Below are 17,486 nucleotides of genomic sequence, written 5' to 3' on the forward strand. Positions count from 1 at the left end.
GGAGGGAATCAAGATGAAGCGTAGCCACAGCCTTGCCGCGTCCGCCGTTGCGCTCAGCGCCTCACTGAGCGCCTGCGCCGCCTCGCCCTCCGGCGGCGAGGTCGTTTCCTACGTCGCGGCGCAGGATTCGATCGTCACCGACGCTGCCCGAGCCCATCCCGCGCGTTGGCCGGCGGCGGCCTCTCCCGCGGAAATGAGCGACGCCGCCACGGAGGCGTTCGTAACCGAGCTGATGGGCCGGATGACGCTGGAGGAGAAGGTCGGCCAGACCATCCAGGCCGATATCGGCTCGATCACCCCGGACGACCTGCTGCGCTATCCGCTGGGCTCCATCCTGGCCGGCGGCAACTCCTCGCCAGGCGGAAACGAGCGGGGGCCGGCCCAGGCGTGGGTCGATCAGGCCCGGGCCTTTCGCGCCGCCGTGGCCCAGCGTCCTGGCGCGCGTATCCCGCTGATCTACGGCATCGACGCGGTGCATGGGCACAACAATGTGGTTGGCGCGACCCTGTTTCCCCACAACATCGGCCTCGGCGCCGCTCGCGACCCCGACCTGATCCGCCGCATCGGCGAGGCGACCGCCCTGGAAGTCGCGGTGACGGGCGCCGACTGGACCTTTGGTCCGACCCTGGCCGTGCCGCGCGACGACCGCTGGGGCCGCGCCTACGAAGGCTACGCCGAAAACCCCGAGGTGGCGCGCAGCTACGCCGGCCCGATGACGCTGGGCCTGCAGGGTCCGATCACGACGGCGCAAGGGCTGCAGCCCGGCCGCATCGCCGGCTCCGCAAAGCATTTCCTGGCCGACGGCGGCACCGACCAGGGCCGCGACCAGGGCGACTTCACCGGCTCGGAGCAAGAGCTGATCGATACGCACCTGTCCGGCTATCGCGAGGCGATCGATGCGGGCGTGTTGTCGATCATGGCCAGCTTCTCGTCTTGGAACGGGGTCAAGCATTCCGGCAACGAGACCATCCTGACCGACGTGCTGCGGGGCCCGTTGGGCTTTGACGGCTTTGTGGTGTCGGACTGGAACGCCCACGGCCAGCTGCCCGGCTGTTCCAACGAGAGCTGCGCGCTCGCCTTCAACGCCGGCATCGACATGTTCATGGCGCCCGACAGCTGGCGGCCGCTGTACGAGAGCACCCTGGCCCAGGCGCGCTCGGGCCAGATCCCGATGGCTCGGCTGCATGAGGCGGTGCGCCGCATCCTGCGGGTCAAGGTCAAGTCGGGTCTGTTCAACGAGGCCCGCCCCGTCGAGGGCAAGCTGAGCGAGCTGGGCTCGCCTGCGCACCGCGCCCTGGCGCGCGAAGCGGTGCGCAAGTCGCTGGTGCTGCTAAAGAACGAGGGCTCGGTCCTGCCGATCCGCCCCGGCGCGCGCGTGCTGGTAGCGGGGTCGGCCGACGACATCGGTCAGGCCGCCGGCGGCTGGACGCTCACCTGGCAGGGCACGGGTAACAGCAACCGCGATTTCCCCAACGCCCAGTCGATCTGGGGCGGCATCCAGGAGGCGGTGCGCCAGGGCGGCGGCCAGGCGACGCTCAGCGTCGATGGCGCCTTCACCCAGAAGCCGGACGTGGCCATCGTGGTGTTCGGCGAGACCCCCTACGCCGAGTTCCAAGGGGACGTCGAAACCCTGGACTTCCTGCCGGAAGGTCCGCTGCAGACGCTGAAGCGACTGAAGGCGGCGGGCATTCCCACCGTCTCGGTCTTCCTGTCGGGCCGCCCCATGTGGACCAACCCCGAGATCAACGCCTCCGACGCCTTTGTCGCCGCCTGGCTGCCCGGTTCTGAGGGCGGCGGCGTGGCCGACGTGCTGATCGGAAATCGCCAGGGCCAGGCGCGCCACGACTTCACCGGCAAGCTGTCGTTCAGCTGGCCCAGGGACGCGGCGGCTCGCCCGCTGAACGTCGGGCAGGCCGGCTATGATCCGCAGTTCGCCTACAGCTACGGCCTGTCCTACGCCCAACCTGCCGGCGTGGGCCTGCTGCTGGAGAACAGCGGCGTGACGGCGCCGGCCGCCAGCGCCGACCGCTATTTCGCGGACGGCCGCTTCGTGGCGCCCTGGTCCCTGATGCTGCGCGATGCAGGCGGCGAGTTCCGCCTGGGGTCCGAGCGCACGGGCGCGAGCCCGCGCAACGGGGTCTCGGTGCGGGTCGCCGACGGCGAGGCCCAGGAGTCCGCACGCGCCCTGACCTTCGGCCCGTCAGGCGGCCAGGCGGTGATCGTCGCGGGACCCGTCGACCTGACACGCCAGGCCAACGGTGAAATGGCGCTCGCCTTCCGCTATCGCGTGGATGCGGCAGCGCAGGGTCCGGTGTTCTTGACGCTGGGAGACGCGTCCGTGGACATCTCCTCCATGCTGCGTGCGGGTCCTGTCGGCGAATGGCGCACGATGAAGGTGCGGCTGTCGTGCCTGCGCGACCGCGGCGCCAACATCGCCGCCGTGGATCAGCCGTGGGGCCTGCGTTCGACCGGCGCGTTCGGCGTCACGGTCGAGGATATCCGTCTCGCCTCCAACGAGGGCGACGCGGTCTGCCCGGCGGCCTAGAGGCCGCTCACGGGCGGGCGGGTCACGCCGTGCGCGGAGTGGGCCCGCCCAGCGTCATCAGCCCGCCGGCCGCCAGCGACAGCAGCGCCAGCAGCAGGAGAAGCGGCCCGAACCGCCCTTCCGCCGCCAGCAGATAGGTCAACGCAGGCCCCAGAAGCGCTGGCAGGGTGTTGGTCAGGTTCAACAGACCGAGATCACGCCCCCGGTGCGCCGATGACGGCAACAGACGCATGGCGTAGGCGGACTGGATCGCCAGAAATGCGCCCAGGCCCACCGCGAACAGGGCGTAGCCGGCGACCGCCGTCCCCCATTGCGGCCACAGGCCCATGATGGCGAGGCCGCAGGCGCAGGCGCACGCCAGTGCCGCCAGGCTTGCGCGCGCGCCGCCTCGCCGGTCGATCAGCCGGCCGATCGCCATCGACACAGGCGCGCTGACCAAGGTGACGATCCCGGTAATCCACGCCACGCGCGCGGCCAGTTGCTCGCCCGACGCCGCGCCCTGAGGTCCGGCCACGCTTTCGAAATAGAACAGGATAAAGGCGAACAGCACATTGCCGGCGACCTGCACCAGAAGGCGCGACAATCCCACGACGCCTAGACGCCAAAAGCCATGCACGCTCGTGTTCGTTGTTGGAGCCGCCGCTTCATACTGGACCGACCTCCGCGTCGTCAGCAGGAACGGCGCCGCCAAGGCTGTCACAAGGCCGAGGGTGCAGAACAGCCGCGCCGCCCAGCTCCAGTCCGGCGCCCAGGTGATCATCACCGCCGCCACCGTGCCCAGCGGATAGGCCGCGCCATAGACGCCGCCCAGCACGCCCTTCTGATCGTCTCCCGTCTCGTCCGCCGCGATGGCGATCAGCGGGGCCAGGAAGGTGTTCAGCGCCGCCTGGAAGAGCACCACCGCGGCCACGAGCTCAGCCGGGTTCGAGGCAAGATGCAGCGTAATGTAGGACAAGGCCGTGCCGAACAGTCCCGCCACGGCTACCGCCCTTCGACCGAAGGGCCGCCTGGCCCACAGGTCGCTGACCATGCCCGCCAGGATGTTGCCGACGCTGGCCGCCAGCGCGCCCGCGATCGAGGCGAGGCTCAGCAGGGCCACCTTGCCGTCCGCCTCAGCGAGGCTTTCGACCTTCAGCGGCAACAGCAGCGTCAAAAGCGGCACATAGGCGCAAACCGCGCCGCCATAGGCCAAGCCGTAAAGCAGCAGATAACCGCGTCGGCGATGTAGGATCACGAAGGCGGACGCCCGGTTGACGCCCGTGTCGTCAGGGCGAAAGGCGTCAGGGTGATCGGTTGCAGGTCCTCTTCCCCGGCCTTGGCGCGGATCAGCAAACGAGCCGCCTCCGCCGTCATGGCGGCGATGGGCTGGGTGATGGCCGTCAGCGGCGGATGGCTGAAGCGCACGATGGGCGTGTCGTCGAAGCTGACGATCGACAGTTGCTCCGGCACGGCGACGCCTCGACCGTTCGCGACCTGCAACGCCGCCAGCGCCATCTGGTCGTTGCTGGCGACCACGGCCGTGGGCGGTGCAGCCAGGTCCAGCAAGGCCTCCATCGCCCGCACGCCGGAGGCAAAGGAGAAGTCCCCTCTCTGGATCAAGGCTGCGTCCGATGCGACATCCGCATGTTTAAGCGCCTGACAATAGCCGTCCAGGCGCGCGCCGCTGAGCGCATATTCGTCGCTGCCGGTGATAAAGGCGATGCGCCTGTGACCCAGCCCGAGCAGATGCTCGGTCGCCGCTCGCCCCGCCGCGGCGTCGTCCATAGCGATGGCGAAGCCGGCCCCATCGGTCATCGAGCCGATGCGCGCGAACGGCAGTCCCTGCCGCTTCAGCAGGTCGGTGATGAGCGGGTTGTCGGAGTGCGGCGGCGTCAGGATCACCCCATCCGGGTGCAGCGCAGCCAAGGCCCCCAGCACTTCGCGCTCGACCTGTGCGGAGTGGGTATCGACCAGTTCAAAGATCATGCGGTAGCCGTGCTCGGCGGATTCCAGCATGCCGCCCAGCAGCATCTGGTCGACCCAGTCGGTCCCCTCACCCGAGCGCCAGCCCTCTATCGTGCGGTCACGATCGTTCAGCGCCAGCAGCAGAAACGAGCGTGATCCCCCCATCCGCCTGGCAGCCAGGCTTGGCGTGTAGCCCAGCTTGGCCATCGCCTGATTGACGCGGGTCCGAACCTCGTCGCGCACGTTCGGGCCATTGTTCATGACGCGCGAGACGGTCTGAAGCGAAACGCCCGCTTCCTCGGCGACGTGACGGATCGTGACCTTTCGCTTCATGTCACGCTCTTGGCGGCGGCGACGGCGCGGCGCAATGGGCGGCGATGAAGGCTTTGTGCGTTGGAAGCCCTTCCACCGTCCGCGTCAGCGTCTCGCGCGCCCGATCCATCTGCGCCGGCGCGCCATCAAAGGGAATCCGCTCGACCAAAGGATGGTAGCTGCGAGGGCGCACCCCCATGCCCTCCATCACGGATTGCCAGCTGACCGCCCGAAACAGCTCGTCGACGCCCTCGGACAGCGAGCCGTTGACGCAGAACAGGTCGATCTTGCGACGCAGCGTCTCCGGCGGCTCCATTTCCGCACAGGCGCGCCAGAACAGCGTGTCGTCCCGCTGGGTGGTGCAATAGTGCAGGATGATGAAGTCGCGGATCTCCTCGTAGTCCGTTCTCATCCGCCGATTGAACTCGTCCGCCAGCGCAGGCGCGCAATCGCGATCCGGCAGGTAGCGAAAGAAGAACTCCATGCCGCGATACACCAGGTGGATCGCCGTCGATTCCAGGGGCTCTATGAAGCCGCTGGCGAGGCCCAGCGAGAGCACGTTCCTGTGCCAGATGCGTTCGCGCATGCCCGTCTTGAACGGCACCACCATCGGCTGGACCACCGGCTCGCCCTCGACCTGCGACATCAAGGTGGCGGTCGCCTCATCATCCGACAGGTGCGCGCTGGAGAAAACATATCCGTTGCCGGTCCGGTGCTGCAGCGGGATGCGCCAGCGCCATCCCGCGTCCTGGGCGTGCGCCAGGGTATAGGGCGGCGGCGGCCCGACGTTCTCCGTCTGCACGGCGATGGCGCGGTCACACAGCAGCCAGTGCGACCAGTCCTCATAGCCCACATCCAGCGCCTTGCCGATCAGCAGCGCCCGAAAGCCGGAGCAGTCGATGAAGAAGTCCGCCTCGACCGACCGTCCGTCCTTCAACACCACCCGCTCGACGAAGCCGTCAGGCCGCTGGATCACCTCCTCAATCCGCCCCTCCGTGCGGACCACGCCACGCGCCTCCGCGAAGCGGCGCAGGAACAGGGCCACCTGGCGCGCATCGACGTGCAACGCATAGGCGGCGCCGCCCACCGCCGTCTTCCGCGCCTTGAACGGCAAGGTGAATCGGCCTTGTTCCATCATCACCGATGCGGGTGCGAACTCCTGGAGCTCGTGCGGGTAACCGTTCTGCCTTGCCTTCAGCCACACCTGATAGAAGTCACTGATGTCGACCGGCATGCCGATCACCCCGAACGGGTGGTAGTAGCTCTCGCCCTTGCGTCGCCAGTCGCGGAACTGGATGCCCAGCTTGAAGCTGGCCTGGGTTTCGCGGACGAACTCCTCCTCGTTGACGCCCAGCTTGGCCAGCAGCTGCAGAAAGGGGGGCACGGTGGATTCGCCGACGCCGATGGTCCCGATCTCGTCGGATTCGACCAGTTCGATCTCGCATAACCGACCTTTAAAGTGCTCGGCCATCAGGGCGGCCGCGATCCAGCCGGCGGTGCCGCCGCCAACAATGCAGATTTTGCGAAGCGGCCGGTGCTCGGTGTTGTCCATAAGCCCTTTGTCCTATGCCGTAAGCGAACGGTTGAGCGCCCGGAGAAACTCCGCATGCGTTGGACTGTCGGCCACCGCCTCGGCCACGGCGCGGCGCATGCCGTTCAACGCCTGGCCCAGGCTCGTCGGATCAACGCCGTCCAATGCAGGGTCGCGTCGGTCGGGATAGAGGCCGAAGCCGTCGTAGATCGCCAGCCAGCTCGCAGGATGGAACATTTCCCAGCGATAGCGCACGAACTGCCCTCGCGCCTTCCACAGGTCGAGCTTGCGCTGAAGCGTATCGGGAATCTCGCGCTCGCGGCAGTCGCGCCAGAACGGCTCGTCGCGGCCGTTCAGCTTGTAGTGCAGGATGATGAAGTCGCGCACCCGCTCCATCTCGCGCGCGGTCTGATCGTTGAACTCGTCAATGCTGGCCGGATCGAAATCGCGATCGGGAAACAGCTGCAGCAGCCGCTCGATGCCCGTTTCGATCAGGGCGATGGAGGTGCTCTCCAAAGGCTCGAGAAAGCCGGCCGCCAATCCAAGGGCAACGCAGTTCTTCCGCCAGGCCTGCTGCCGACGCCCCGGTCGAAACCCGATTCGGCGCGGCTCGGTCAACGGCCGCCCGAGCAGGCGAGGCCGCAGTTCGGCCAGCGCCTCATCGTCGGTCATATGGGCGCTGGAAAAGACCAGCCCGTTGCCGGCGCGGTGTCGCAAGGGAATGCCCCATTGCCACCCCGCGGACCTGGCGGTGACCTGGGTCACGGGCCGGGGCGCCTCGTCAGCGTTCTCGCTCTGCACGGCGAAGGCGGCGTCGCACGGCAGCCATTCGCCCCAGTCCTGGTAAGGCACGCCCAGCGCCTGCCCGATCAGCAGACCACGAAACCCTGAGCAGTCGACAAACAGATCGCCTTCGATCTCGCCGCCGCCGTCAAGCTTGAGCGCCCGGATGAAGCCGTCCTCCGGCCGGAGATCCACCGACACAATCCGCGCATCCAGCCGCCTCACCCCTCGCTGTTCCGAATAGGTCCGAAGGAGCCCGGCGAACAGGCTGGCGTCCAGATGCAGCGCCCAGTCGAACACCGACAGCTCAGACGGCGGATTGCGGGACGGCAGGGTCACCCGACCACCGCGCGCCAGGGCGGCTCCCAGTGAAAACTCAGCCAGCGCGGGCGCATGCCCCCCTTCGCGCAGCCGCATCCAGTAGTGGTGGAAATCGATGCCTTTCAGGTCCTGACCGTACCGCCCGAAAGGATGGATGAAGTCGGACCCTTCGCCGGACCAGCCCTTGAACTGGATGCCCAGCTTGCAGGTGGCCTCGGTCGCCTTCATCACCTCGGCGTCGCCAAGACCCAGTCCCGCATAGAAGCGGCGGATGGTCGGGATGGTCGCCTCCCCTACCCCGATCGTGCCGATCTCGGAAGATTCCACCACCGTGATCCGCAACGGCGCATTGGCGAAGCGGTTGGCCAGCGCCGCCGCCGCCATCCATCCCGCCGTGCCACCCCCCGCCACCACGACATGGCGGATGCGCCTGTGGTCGTCGCTCATGATTGCCTCCCCGAACCTATCGATCGAACAAAGATCGGCCGGCGACAACCGAAGTCGTCGCCGGCCAAGTTGCTCAGGGAAGCATCAGAAGCGAGCGCGCAGCCCGATCGAGTACCGCGGCTCGAACTCGTTGCGCGAATGGAACTGCTCGGCCCCGTCCTCGAACTCGAAATAGTACTCTTCGATTTCGCCCAGGACATTGGAGCCATTGGCGTAGATTGTGATGTTCTCCGTCAGATCGTAGGTGACGTTCACGTCCACATACTGCGCCGTGTCCTGGTAGATCGGGATCTGACCAAAGGTCGTGGCGAGGCGCGGCGTGCGGAAGTTGTACGCCACACGCGTCTGAAGCCGGTCGCCCTGATACCAGAGGGCGGCGTTGACCTGGTGCTCCGAGTTGTCCGGAAATGGCAGGTCTTCTCCAGATAGGTCCGTGGCGTTGGATGAACTGTCGGAGAAGGTGTAGCTGCCGTCGAAGCCGAAGTCGCGGAAGGCGCTATCTTCCGGCAACACATCACTCAGCGCGATCTTGGCGCCGACCTCCACGCCCTGAAGCGAGCCGCCTTCTCCCTGAACGGGTCGGTTCACCGGCACGATCCGGCGGATCACGCCGTCCTGATCGGGGAATTCGCCGTCGTTGACGGTGGCCCGCGTGACGAAGCTGTCGATCTCGAGCTTGAACAAGGCGACGTTGAACAACGTCGCACTGCCCAGATAATACTCGAGACTCAGGTCGTAGTTGTCCGAGCGCCAGGGATTCAGCGACGGGCTGCCGGCGAAGGTCGCGCCCGTCACCCGGCGAACACCAACCGGCGGCGCCGTCGGATCCGTCGGCGTCGGCCCAAGCGAATCCGACGTCGAAATAGTGACCCCGCCACCGTAGTTGCCGAGATCCAGCGGGATCATGGTCTTGTTGTAGGCCGCCCGCAGCTTCAGCTGGTCGCTGAAGTCGTACATGAGGTTGATCGACGGCAGGTAATCCGAGTAGCGGCGGCTGGAATAGGTGTCGCCGACATCGAGATTGGTGTCGCCGTAGTTGCGGGTCTCGCCCGTCAGGTTCTGACGTACGTCGAGCTTGGTGCGGATCATCTTGATCCCCACGTCCCCGCTCAATCGTCCGAAGCTGATGCCGCCGTTCACATAGGCGCTGTCCTCGGTCAGGCCGACATCATAGCTGTTGCCTGGGATGATGACCGGATAGGCGCTGCCGAACACCCGCGTCTGAAAATCCACCACATCATCGAAGTCGCGCGGATCAACGACCCACACGCCCGGTAGGCCCTGGGTGATCGAGCCATAGTCGCTCATGAAGTAGGTGTTGTTGTGGGTGTAGAGCTTGGTCGGCCGGTTGACCGTATAGCCTTGGAACACCGTCGGCTGGTTGGTCGCGCTGACTGGCAGGCCAGGGTTGAAGGCCGGATTGGGCACCTGCTCGCCCGCCTGGCACTGGTTCTGGTTCATGACAACGTCGATGGCCTTCCACTGGGCCGAACAGCCGTTCGGGCTGGTGGCGCCGTTTCCGGCGTAGAAGTCCGAGAACAGATGGAAGTTCTCGATCTGCACGTCGCGTTTGGCGTGGCGCAGCCCGACGTCGATGCGGGTCACAAAGCCCAGCATGCCGTCGCCTTCGAACTCGTACGAACCGTCCGTTCGCGCGACCTCCAGCTGCGATTCGTTGCGCTGGTTGCCTTCGGACGAAAATGCCGCGACGGCATAGCTGTCCTGATTGGCCATGTAGTCTTGCAGCGTGCGTCCGGCGCCCAGGCCGCCCGCGATCGGCTGATCGAACCGGCTCCACACCGTCTTGTCGCCGCCGATGTTCAGGTGAACCAGAGGGTCCTGCGAAATACCCAGCGGATTGGGATTGACGTAGCGCCCGCCGTTCGAGCCCACGATGCCGTTCGAGTACTGCGAAGCCGGATAGAGCGCCGCGATGTTGGCCGGATAGAATGTGCCCCGTGTTCGATCGAGCGGATCACGGAACAGGGTGAAGGTCCGGTCCGCCGAATAGGTCCAGTCGCTGAGATCGCCTTGAACCTGGCCATTCATGCTCAGCAGCGAGGCGTCGGCCTTGATCGCACGCGCCGACCATTTGAACGGACCGCCACGATCGTATTTCAGTTCCAGGTTATAGTTGGTGGTCTCGTTCTCGGTTGTCCGGTTCACCGTAAATGAGTTCAGCCACCAGACATCGAGATCGTATTCGGTGACGTCCAACCAAGGTTCACCGTTGGAGCCGTTGACACCGGTTTGGTCGAAAGCCGTCGGTGTCGTCCACCCGAGGCCGCTCCAGCGATTGGAGATGTTCAACCCGGCGGCGCGATTATGCTCCTCCAGCTTGGCGTAGAAGACTTCGCCCGTCAGTTCGAAACCGTCGTTGATCTGCCAGGTGAAAGCGCCGTTCGCGCCGAGACGATCGCGTTCGACTACGCGCTTGAAGCTGTCGTAGCCGTGCGGCGCGATCCAGTTGTCGTCCGCCCCGCCCCAGTCGTTGTTGCCGAACGGTCCACCCGAAATGCCTGAATAGTTGTTGCCGAGATTGGCTTCGCTCTTCACTGCCGACAGCAGGAAGCCGAAGCGGTCGTTGCGCCAGTTCACCAGGGCGTTGAACAGATAATCGTTCTCGCGCGTGTCCTCGCCGGTCGCGTACTCCACGGCTTCGGCGGTGGTCAGGCCGTAGCCGAAGTCGAAGGGGCGACGGGTGCGCAGGTCGATGGTGCCCGAGATGCCCGACAAGGCGTTTCGCACGTCCATCGACTTGAACACCACGATGGAGTTCATCAGTTGTGCGGGCACGTCGTTCAGGTTCGGCTGCGCGCTGCCCAGGTTGCCGGGGCTGAGATACTGCTCACCGTTCAGCAGGGTCACGACCTGCGGCAGGCCCCGGATGTTGACCGTGGAGCCTTCGCCGGCGTTGCGCTGGATCTGGATGCCCGCAATTCGTTGCAGCGCGTCCGCAACCGTAACGTCCGGCAGCTTGCCGATATCCTCGGCCGAGATGGCGTCGACGATCGCCGCCTCGTTGCGCTTGATGTTGATGGCCTGCTGCTGCGAGGCGCGGATGCCGGTGACGACGATCTCGTCCACCTCGGCGGGCTGGTCCTGATCGGTCGGCGCCGTCTGGGTCTGAGCCATCGCCGGCGACACCAGCGCGGTTGTCGCCAACAAGCCGGCGATGATGGATGCGTGCTTTCTCATGGTCCTTGTTCCTCCTCCTGTTGGCGCCGCCTCTGCGTGCGGCTTTCTGATCTTCAGGGTTTCAGCGTGCCCGGATTGATGATCGCTGTTCCTGAAAGGGTGTTGTCGAGGGCGTCGCGGCCGACGCTGACGCGGTAGCGCCCGCCGTCGATCCGCCAGCCCGGCAGATCGGTGTCGTATTTGGCCAGGATGCGCGGTTCGGCCGTCAGGGTGATCCGGCGAGTTTCGCCCGGTTGCAGCATCACGCGCGCGAACGCCGCCAGACGACGCGGCCGGTCGCCATTCTCCGGCGCGACATAGAGCTGGGGCGAGGTCGCCCCTGCGCGATCGCCGGTGTTGGTGACGTCCACCTCCACGATCAGGCCGTCGCCGCCCGTCGCCGACAGGCCGCCATAGGTAAAGGTGGTGTACGAAAGGCCGTGCCCGAACGGTAACAGCGGACGGCGTTCTTCCCGTTCGTACCAGCGGTAGCCGGCATCCGAACCTTCCGGATAGTCCACGGCGAACGGCTGAAAACCGGCGGCCGAGCCCGCGCCGGGATTGGACGCCGCCGCCGCGTCGGCCGCTTTCATCGCCGCCAGCCCCGGCGGTGTCGGGCGCGGCGCCTGGTCGGCGCTGCGTGGAAAGGTGATGGGCAGGCGGCCCGACGGATTGACCTCGCCAAACAGGATGCGCGCGATCGCCTCCCCGCCCCTCTGGCCCGGATACCAGGCCTGCACCACCGCCGGAACCTGGTCGATCCACGGCATCAGCACCGGTCCGCCCGTCTCCAGAACCACGGCCGTGCGCGGGTTCGCGCCGGCCACCGCCGCGATCAGGGCGTCCTGATCGTCAGGCAGGGACAAGGTCTCCACGTCCTGCGCCTCCGTAGTCCACTGGGTGGCGAAAACGAACACGGCGTCTGCGCCGGCGACGGCCCTGGCGGCCGCAACAGGATCGGCGCCATCGACAAAGGTCACCTCGGCCACCGGCGCCATCCGGCGAATGGCCTCCAGCGGCGAGGAGGCGTGATAGGTCAGGCGCGCAAAGGACATGGCCGCGCCGGAGGTCAGCGGCACCTCGACCGGAGCACCGCCCACCGAACGCACCTGGGATGAGCCGCCGCCGGACAGCACGCCCACGTCGGCATGGCCGCCGACCAGGACGATGCGCCGCGCGGTCTTCGCCGCGGGCAACACGCCGCCTTCGTTCTTCAGCAGGACGATGCCCGCCTCGGCCGCGCGCTGGGCGACCTCGGCGTTTGCGTCGTAGTCGATGGGCTGAGCCGTCGCCGTCACCGCCGCATCCATTGCGCCCGTGTCGATCATGCCGACCAGGATGCGCCGGACCATGTCGTCCAGCCGCGCCTCGGAGACGCGCCCTGCCTCGACGGCTTCCATCAGGGGAGCGCCGAAGTAGATCTGCCGATCCAGCTCCTGCCCGGATTCCTGGTCCAGCCCCGCCAGCGCCGCCTTCTCGGTCGAATGAACCGCGCCCCAGTCGGACATGACCCAGCCCGGATAGGCCCAGTCGCGCTTAAGCACCTGGTTCAGCAGCCAGTCGCTCTCGCAGGCGTAGTCGCCGTTGACCCGGTTGTAGGCGCACATCACCGAGCCTGGCCGTCCGCGCTCGATCGCGATCTGAAAGGCCAGAAGGTCGCTTTCGCGCAGGTCCGCCTCGCTCATGCGGGCGTCCATGATCATGCGGCCGGTTTCCTGGCTGTTGAAGGCGTAGTGCTTGATCGTCGAGACGATGCGGTTCGACTGCACGCCCCGGATGTGCTCGCCCGCCATGACGCCCGCCAGCAGCGGATCCTCGCCCAGGTATTCGAAGTTGCGCCCCGCCCACGGATCGCGCGTCAGGTTCACCCCGCCCGCCAACAGGACGTTGAAGGTCTTGGCGCGCGCCTCCGCGCCGATCATGGCGCCGCCCGCATAGGCGACCTCGGGATCAAAGGTCGCGGCGGTGGCGAGGCTGGACGGCAGGGCGGTCGCCACGTCGCCCTTGCGCTGCTCGATCTGGTTGGCGACGCCCAGGCTGGCGTCGCTTTCGCGCAGGGCGGGTATGCCCAGGCGCGGCACGCCGGGCACATAGCCGGCCGACGGGATCATCTGGTCCAGCGGCGCGCCCGGCGTCTTGTTCGCCATCGGAGGAAAGTAGCCATGGACAAGGCTGAGCTTCTCCTCGCGCGTCATGGCCCGCACGAGGGCGTCCGCGCGCGCGGCGCTCGAACTCGCCGCCGCGCCCGCCGGTGCCGTCTGGGCGAGCGCCAACGACGTGACAGACGCCGACAGCACGCCAGCAAGCGCCAGCGCCGCTACGCTCGAGAACAAACCATTGAACTTCATGCGATGAACGCCCCTCACGACATGACATGAGGGAAGATCAAACGCGACGCGTCGTGCGCCCGCGCTTGTTCGAGCCGGCGCCGCCCACGCATTGGGAACGGCCTCGACTCAATCGCGATCGGGCAGCGATGTTCTAGGCCGGGACTCTACTCCCAGCGCCTCCATGACGACGTCACGTCCGTTCCTCCCGTGAAGGTCTTTCGCCTTCCGAGTCGGAGGTAATCACGCTTTGAGAGCGTTCACAACTTCTATTCACATCGTGCCGGGCCGCCGTGTTCCATCGCCTGACGGCCGCAAGGGTGCGGCATCTCGGCAGGCGGAACGACCACTGAGCGCGCTGGACGCAATCCGCTGGACCCGTCCTACATCAGCGGCTTTGGCGCGCGCCGATGCGATATCGCCGTCTTCGCTTCTGGCCCGCCGCCGGGATCGACCCCGCCTGACCCAAGCCGCCCGGCGTCCTCTCGGGAGGCCCGACGCCTTCAACATGAGCGGCCCGGCCCGCCCTGACCCTGTCCGGCTGCGCGCCCCAGACCTGCTGGCGCGACGACGCCCGACACTTCACCCCCAGAACGAGGTCGCCATCAACTCGAACGCCCCCGGGTCGGGATCGCCGCCTTCGTGGACGCCCCCTGACGCACAGGCGGCGTCGGCCGCGCTGCCGGCGGCGGTCGATATCGACTAGGGTCAAGCCCGCGGCTCATGTAATGGGGCGCGGAGGCTGATTATTCGGCCGTGGACGAAAGAGCGAGCGGAGCCCCATGTCACACGTCCCCGAGGGCTCGCCCGACGCCCGGTTCGGCATATCCGGGCTGGACGATATCGCGGCCGGCGGCCTGGAACGCGATCGTGTCTTTCTGCTGGAAGGCGCGCCCGGCACCGGAAAGACCACGGCGGCCCTGAGCTTTCTGATGGAAGGCGTCAAGAACGGCGAAGCGACCCTCTATGTCACCCTTTCCGAGACCGAGGAGGAGATGCGACGCGCGGCCGCTTCCCACGGCTGGTCGCTGAACGGCATCGAACTGTTCGAACTGGTGCCGCCCGAAAGCCTGCTGGACGAACAGCAACAGCAAAGCCTTCTGTATTCGTCGGACCTCGAGCTGGGCGAAACCACCCGCATGATCTTCGACGCGGTCGAGCGGATCACGCCCACGCGCGTGGTGATCGACAGCCTTTCGGAGATCCGCCTCCTCGCACAGAGCTCGCTTCGCTATCGCCGCCAGGTGCTGGCCCTGAAGCACTATTTCGCCAAGCACGGCGCGACCGTGCTGTTGCTCGACGACCTCACTGCGGACTTGAACGACAAGACCGTGCACAGCGTCGCCCACGGCGTCATCCAGCTGCAGGAGCTGGCGCCCGAATACGGGGCCGAGCGCCGCCGCGTGCGGATCATCAAATATCGCGGCCGCCGGTTCAGGGGCGGCTATCACGACTTCACCATCAAACAGGGGGGTCTGGACGTCTACCCCCGCATCGTCGCCTCCGAACACCGGCGCGTCTTCAACCGCGACCAGGCGTCCAGCGGCGTGGCCGAACTCGACGCCCTGTTGGGCGGCGGCGTCGAGCGGGGCTCGAGCGCCCTGATCCTTGGCCCGGCGGGCACCGGCAAGTCGCTGTTCGCCATCAACTTCGCCATCGCCGCTGTTGCACGCGGCGAGAAGGCCGCCTTGTTCATCTTCGACGAAGAGATCGGCCTGCTCTACGACCGCATGCGCAAGCTGGGCGCTGATCTGGAGGCTCTGATCGCCGACGGATTGCTGGTGGTCGAACAGGTCGACGCCGCCGAAATGTCCCCGGGCGAGTTCGCCGACCGGGTTCGCCGCTGCGTCGACAGGCAGCAGATACAGACCGTGGTGATCGACAGCCTCAACGGCTACCAGGCCGCCATGCCGCAGGAGCAGTTCTTGGTCCTCCACATCCACGAATTGCTGCAGTATCTGAACCGCCAGGGCGCCTCGACCTTCCTCACCGTTGCGCAACACGGCCTGGTGGGCGAGATGAAGGCGCCGGTGGACGTCACCTATCTCGCCGACACGGTGATCCTGCTGCGCTATTTCGAGGCGCTTGGCCACGTCCGCCGCGCCGTGTCCGTGATCAAGAAACGCGCGGGCGAGCACGAGAAGACCATCCGCGAATACACGATCGACGGCATCGGCCTGTCGCTCGGCGCCCCTCTGACCGGGTTCCAGGGCGTCCTGCGCGGCGTACCCAACTTCGTCGGACCGGGCAGCGGCCTGATGGGCGAACCCGCCGCATGAGCGCCGGCGGAGACCTCTCCGAACGCGCCCTGATCTTTGCGCCGCGCGGGCGGGACGCCCAGATCGCCGACGCCATCCTGACCGATGGCGGCGTGGCCACCATGACATGCCCCAGCTTGGCGAAGGTCGTGGCCGAGATGGAGCGCGGCGCAGGTCTCGCCGTCATCGCCGATGAAGGATTGTCGGACGTCGATGTCGGCCCGCTGGTTCAGTGGATCGGCGCGCAGCCGTCGTGGTCGGACTTCCCTTTTGTGCTGCTGACCCAGCGCGGCGGCAGCGTGGAGCGCAATCCGGCGCTGCAGCGCGCCTCCGGCATGCTCGGCAACGTCGCCTTTCTTGAGCGGCCGTTCCATCCCTCCACCCTGGTGAGCGCCGCACAGACCGCGCTGAGAGGACGCCGGCGGCAGTACGAAGCCCGCGAACGCATTGACGAAATCCGCCGCGGCGAGGCGCTTCTCGAGCGGCGCGTGACCGAGCGCACCGCAGAGCTGGAGGCGGCCAACCGCATGCTCGCCGGCCAGATCGCCGAGCGCGAACGCGCCGAAACCGCCCTGGCGCAGGCTCAGCGGCTCGAAGCCGTGGGCCAACTGACGTCGGGCATCGCCCACGACTTCAACAATTTGCTGACGGTCGTGATCGGCAACGTCGAGCAGATGAAAAAGCACGAAACCGACGAGCGAACCCGCCGTCGCCTGTCGATGATGGAGGAGGCCTCCCGCCGCGGCGCCCGTCTGACCGCCCAGATGCTGGCCTTCTCGCGCCGCCAGAAGCTCGAGCCGCGCTCGGTCGATCTGAACGACACGGTGCGAAGCATGGGCGACCTGCTTCAGAGCAGCATCGGCGGCAGCGTCGACATCCAGCCGCCGGACCTCGCCCCCGACCTCTGGCCGGCCATGATCGATCCCACGCAGATCGAGCTCGTGATCCTGAACCTGGCCATCAATGCGCGCGACGCGATGGAGGTGGGCGGACGATTGACGATCACGACCCGCAATGTCGAGATATCAGCGGCTGACGCGACGGACGAACTGCCCACCGGCCAGTTTGTGGAAGTCTCCGTCGCGGACAACGGCTCCGGCATGACGGACGAGGTGCTCGCCCGGGCTTTTGAACCCTTCTTCACCACCAAGGCCGTGGGCAAGGGGTCGGGTCTGGGGTTGAGCCAGGTCTTCGGCCTCGCGCGCCAATCCGGCGGCGGCGTGCGCATCCGCACGGCCGTGGGCGCCGGGACGACGATCAGCGTCTACCTGCCTCGGGCCGATCACGCGCCTCACCATCAGGGCGCGGACAGCCGGATGGACTTCCACCCCGGCGCCCAGGCCACCATCCTGGTCGTCGATGATGATGACGCCGTCCGAGAGATCACCACCGGCTACCTGTCCGATCTCGGCTACAACGTCGTCGAAGCTGGCAGCGGCGGCGCCGCGGTCGAACGATTCCGGGACAATGACGCCGTCGCCGCCGTCCTGCTGGACTTCGCCATGCCCGGAATGAACGGCAATGAGGTGGCGCGCGAACTCCGAAAGATTCGCACCGGCGTGCCGATCATCTTCGTGACCGGCTATGCGGACGCCGACGCGCTGGCCGAAGCCGACCCGGGCTGCATTGTTCCCAAGCCGTTCGCCCGGGTTGACCTTACCCAGGCGCTAGAGCGGGCGTTGCGTCATCCTTCCCTGCCCGTGGCGGCGGCCCGTATCGACAGCTGTCGTGAGACCTCGCGCATCCACGCGCCGCGAGCGGTGTAGACGCCCTCGCGCCGCCGCGGCCCGGACCTTCGCAACCCGCCCTCCAGGCGCGGGCAAGGCTTGGCGGGAAGACGC

At 67.0% G+C, this 17,486-nt stretch carries 10 protein-coding genes; 4 read left to right on the forward strand and 6 right to left on the reverse strand.

The genetic code is table 11. From position 1 onward, the window contains the following. Positions 1–13 precede the first annotated feature (13 nt). A complete protein-coding gene (locus KY493_RS06655; protein WP_219898164.1) occupies positions 14–2,545 on the forward strand; it encodes an exo 1,3/1,4-beta-D-glucan glucohydrolase in 2,532 nt (843 codons plus the stop codon). A gap of 22 nt (positions 2,546–2,567) precedes the next feature. Here the strand turns inward: KY493_RS06655 and KY493_RS06660 are convergent, their stop codons facing one another. The 6 genes from KY493_RS06660 to KY493_RS06685 form a co-directional block, all read right to left on the reverse strand. Beyond that, on the reverse strand, positions 2,568–3,779 hold the full coding sequence (locus KY493_RS06660) for an MFS transporter (RefSeq protein ID WP_219898165.1): 1,212 nt from the start codon (positions 3,777–3,779) through the stop codon (positions 2,568–2,570). Then, positions 3,776–4,822 (reverse strand): LacI family DNA-binding transcriptional regulator, encoded by a 1,047-nt coding sequence (locus KY493_RS06665; protein WP_219898166.1) that lies wholly within the window; start codon positions 4,820–4,822, stop codon positions 3,776–3,778. The genes KY493_RS06660 and KY493_RS06665 overlap by 4 nt, the downstream gene beginning before the upstream one ends. Before the next feature lies 1 nt (position 4,823). Then, positions 4,824–6,353 carry a tryptophan halogenase family protein gene (locus tag KY493_RS06670; protein ID WP_219898167.1) on the reverse strand — a complete coding sequence of 510 codons (1,530 nt, stop codon included), beginning with the start codon at positions 6,351–6,353 and terminating at the stop codon, positions 4,824–4,826. Between the two features lie 12 nt (positions 6,354–6,365). Then, positions 6,366–7,883 (reverse strand): tryptophan halogenase family protein, encoded by a 1,518-nt coding sequence (locus tag KY493_RS06675; protein ID WP_219898168.1) that lies wholly within the window; start codon positions 7,881–7,883, stop codon positions 6,366–6,368. 84 nt (positions 7,884–7,967) lie between these two features. Beyond that, on the reverse strand, positions 7,968–11,081 hold the full coding sequence (locus tag KY493_RS06680; RefSeq protein ID WP_219898169.1) for a TonB-dependent receptor: 3,114 nt from the start codon (positions 11,079–11,081) through the stop codon (positions 7,968–7,970). 53 nt (positions 11,082–11,134) lie between these two features. After that, complete coding sequence (locus tag KY493_RS06685) at positions 11,135–13,408, reverse strand: beta-glucosidase (protein WP_219898170.1); 2,274 nt, start codon at positions 13,406–13,408, stop codon at positions 11,135–11,137. A 487-nt stretch (positions 13,409–13,895) separates the two neighbouring features. On the opposite strand from KY493_RS06685, the gene KY493_RS06690 reads away from it, so the two are divergent. From KY493_RS06690 to KY493_RS06700, 3 genes are all read left to right on the forward strand, one after another. Next, a complete protein-coding gene (locus tag KY493_RS06690) occupies positions 13,896–14,093 on the forward strand; it encodes a hypothetical protein (RefSeq protein WP_219898171.1) in 198 nt (65 codons plus the stop codon). 76 nt (positions 14,094–14,169) lie between these two features. Beyond that, complete coding sequence (locus tag KY493_RS06695) at positions 14,170–15,666, forward strand: ATPase domain-containing protein (protein ID WP_219898172.1); 1,497 nt, start codon at positions 14,170–14,172, stop codon at positions 15,664–15,666. Then, on the forward strand, positions 15,663–17,411 hold the full coding sequence (locus tag KY493_RS06700; protein WP_219898173.1) for a response regulator: 1,749 nt from the start codon (positions 15,663–15,665) through the stop codon (positions 17,409–17,411). Before KY493_RS06695 ends, KY493_RS06700 begins: the two co-directional genes overlap by 4 nt. The last annotated feature ends 75 nt before the right edge of the window (positions 17,412–17,486 follow it).

The sequence above is a fragment of the Brevundimonas sp. PAMC22021 genome (assembly GCF_019443405.1).
GTDB lineage: Bacteria > Pseudomonadota > Alphaproteobacteria > Caulobacterales > Caulobacteraceae > Brevundimonas.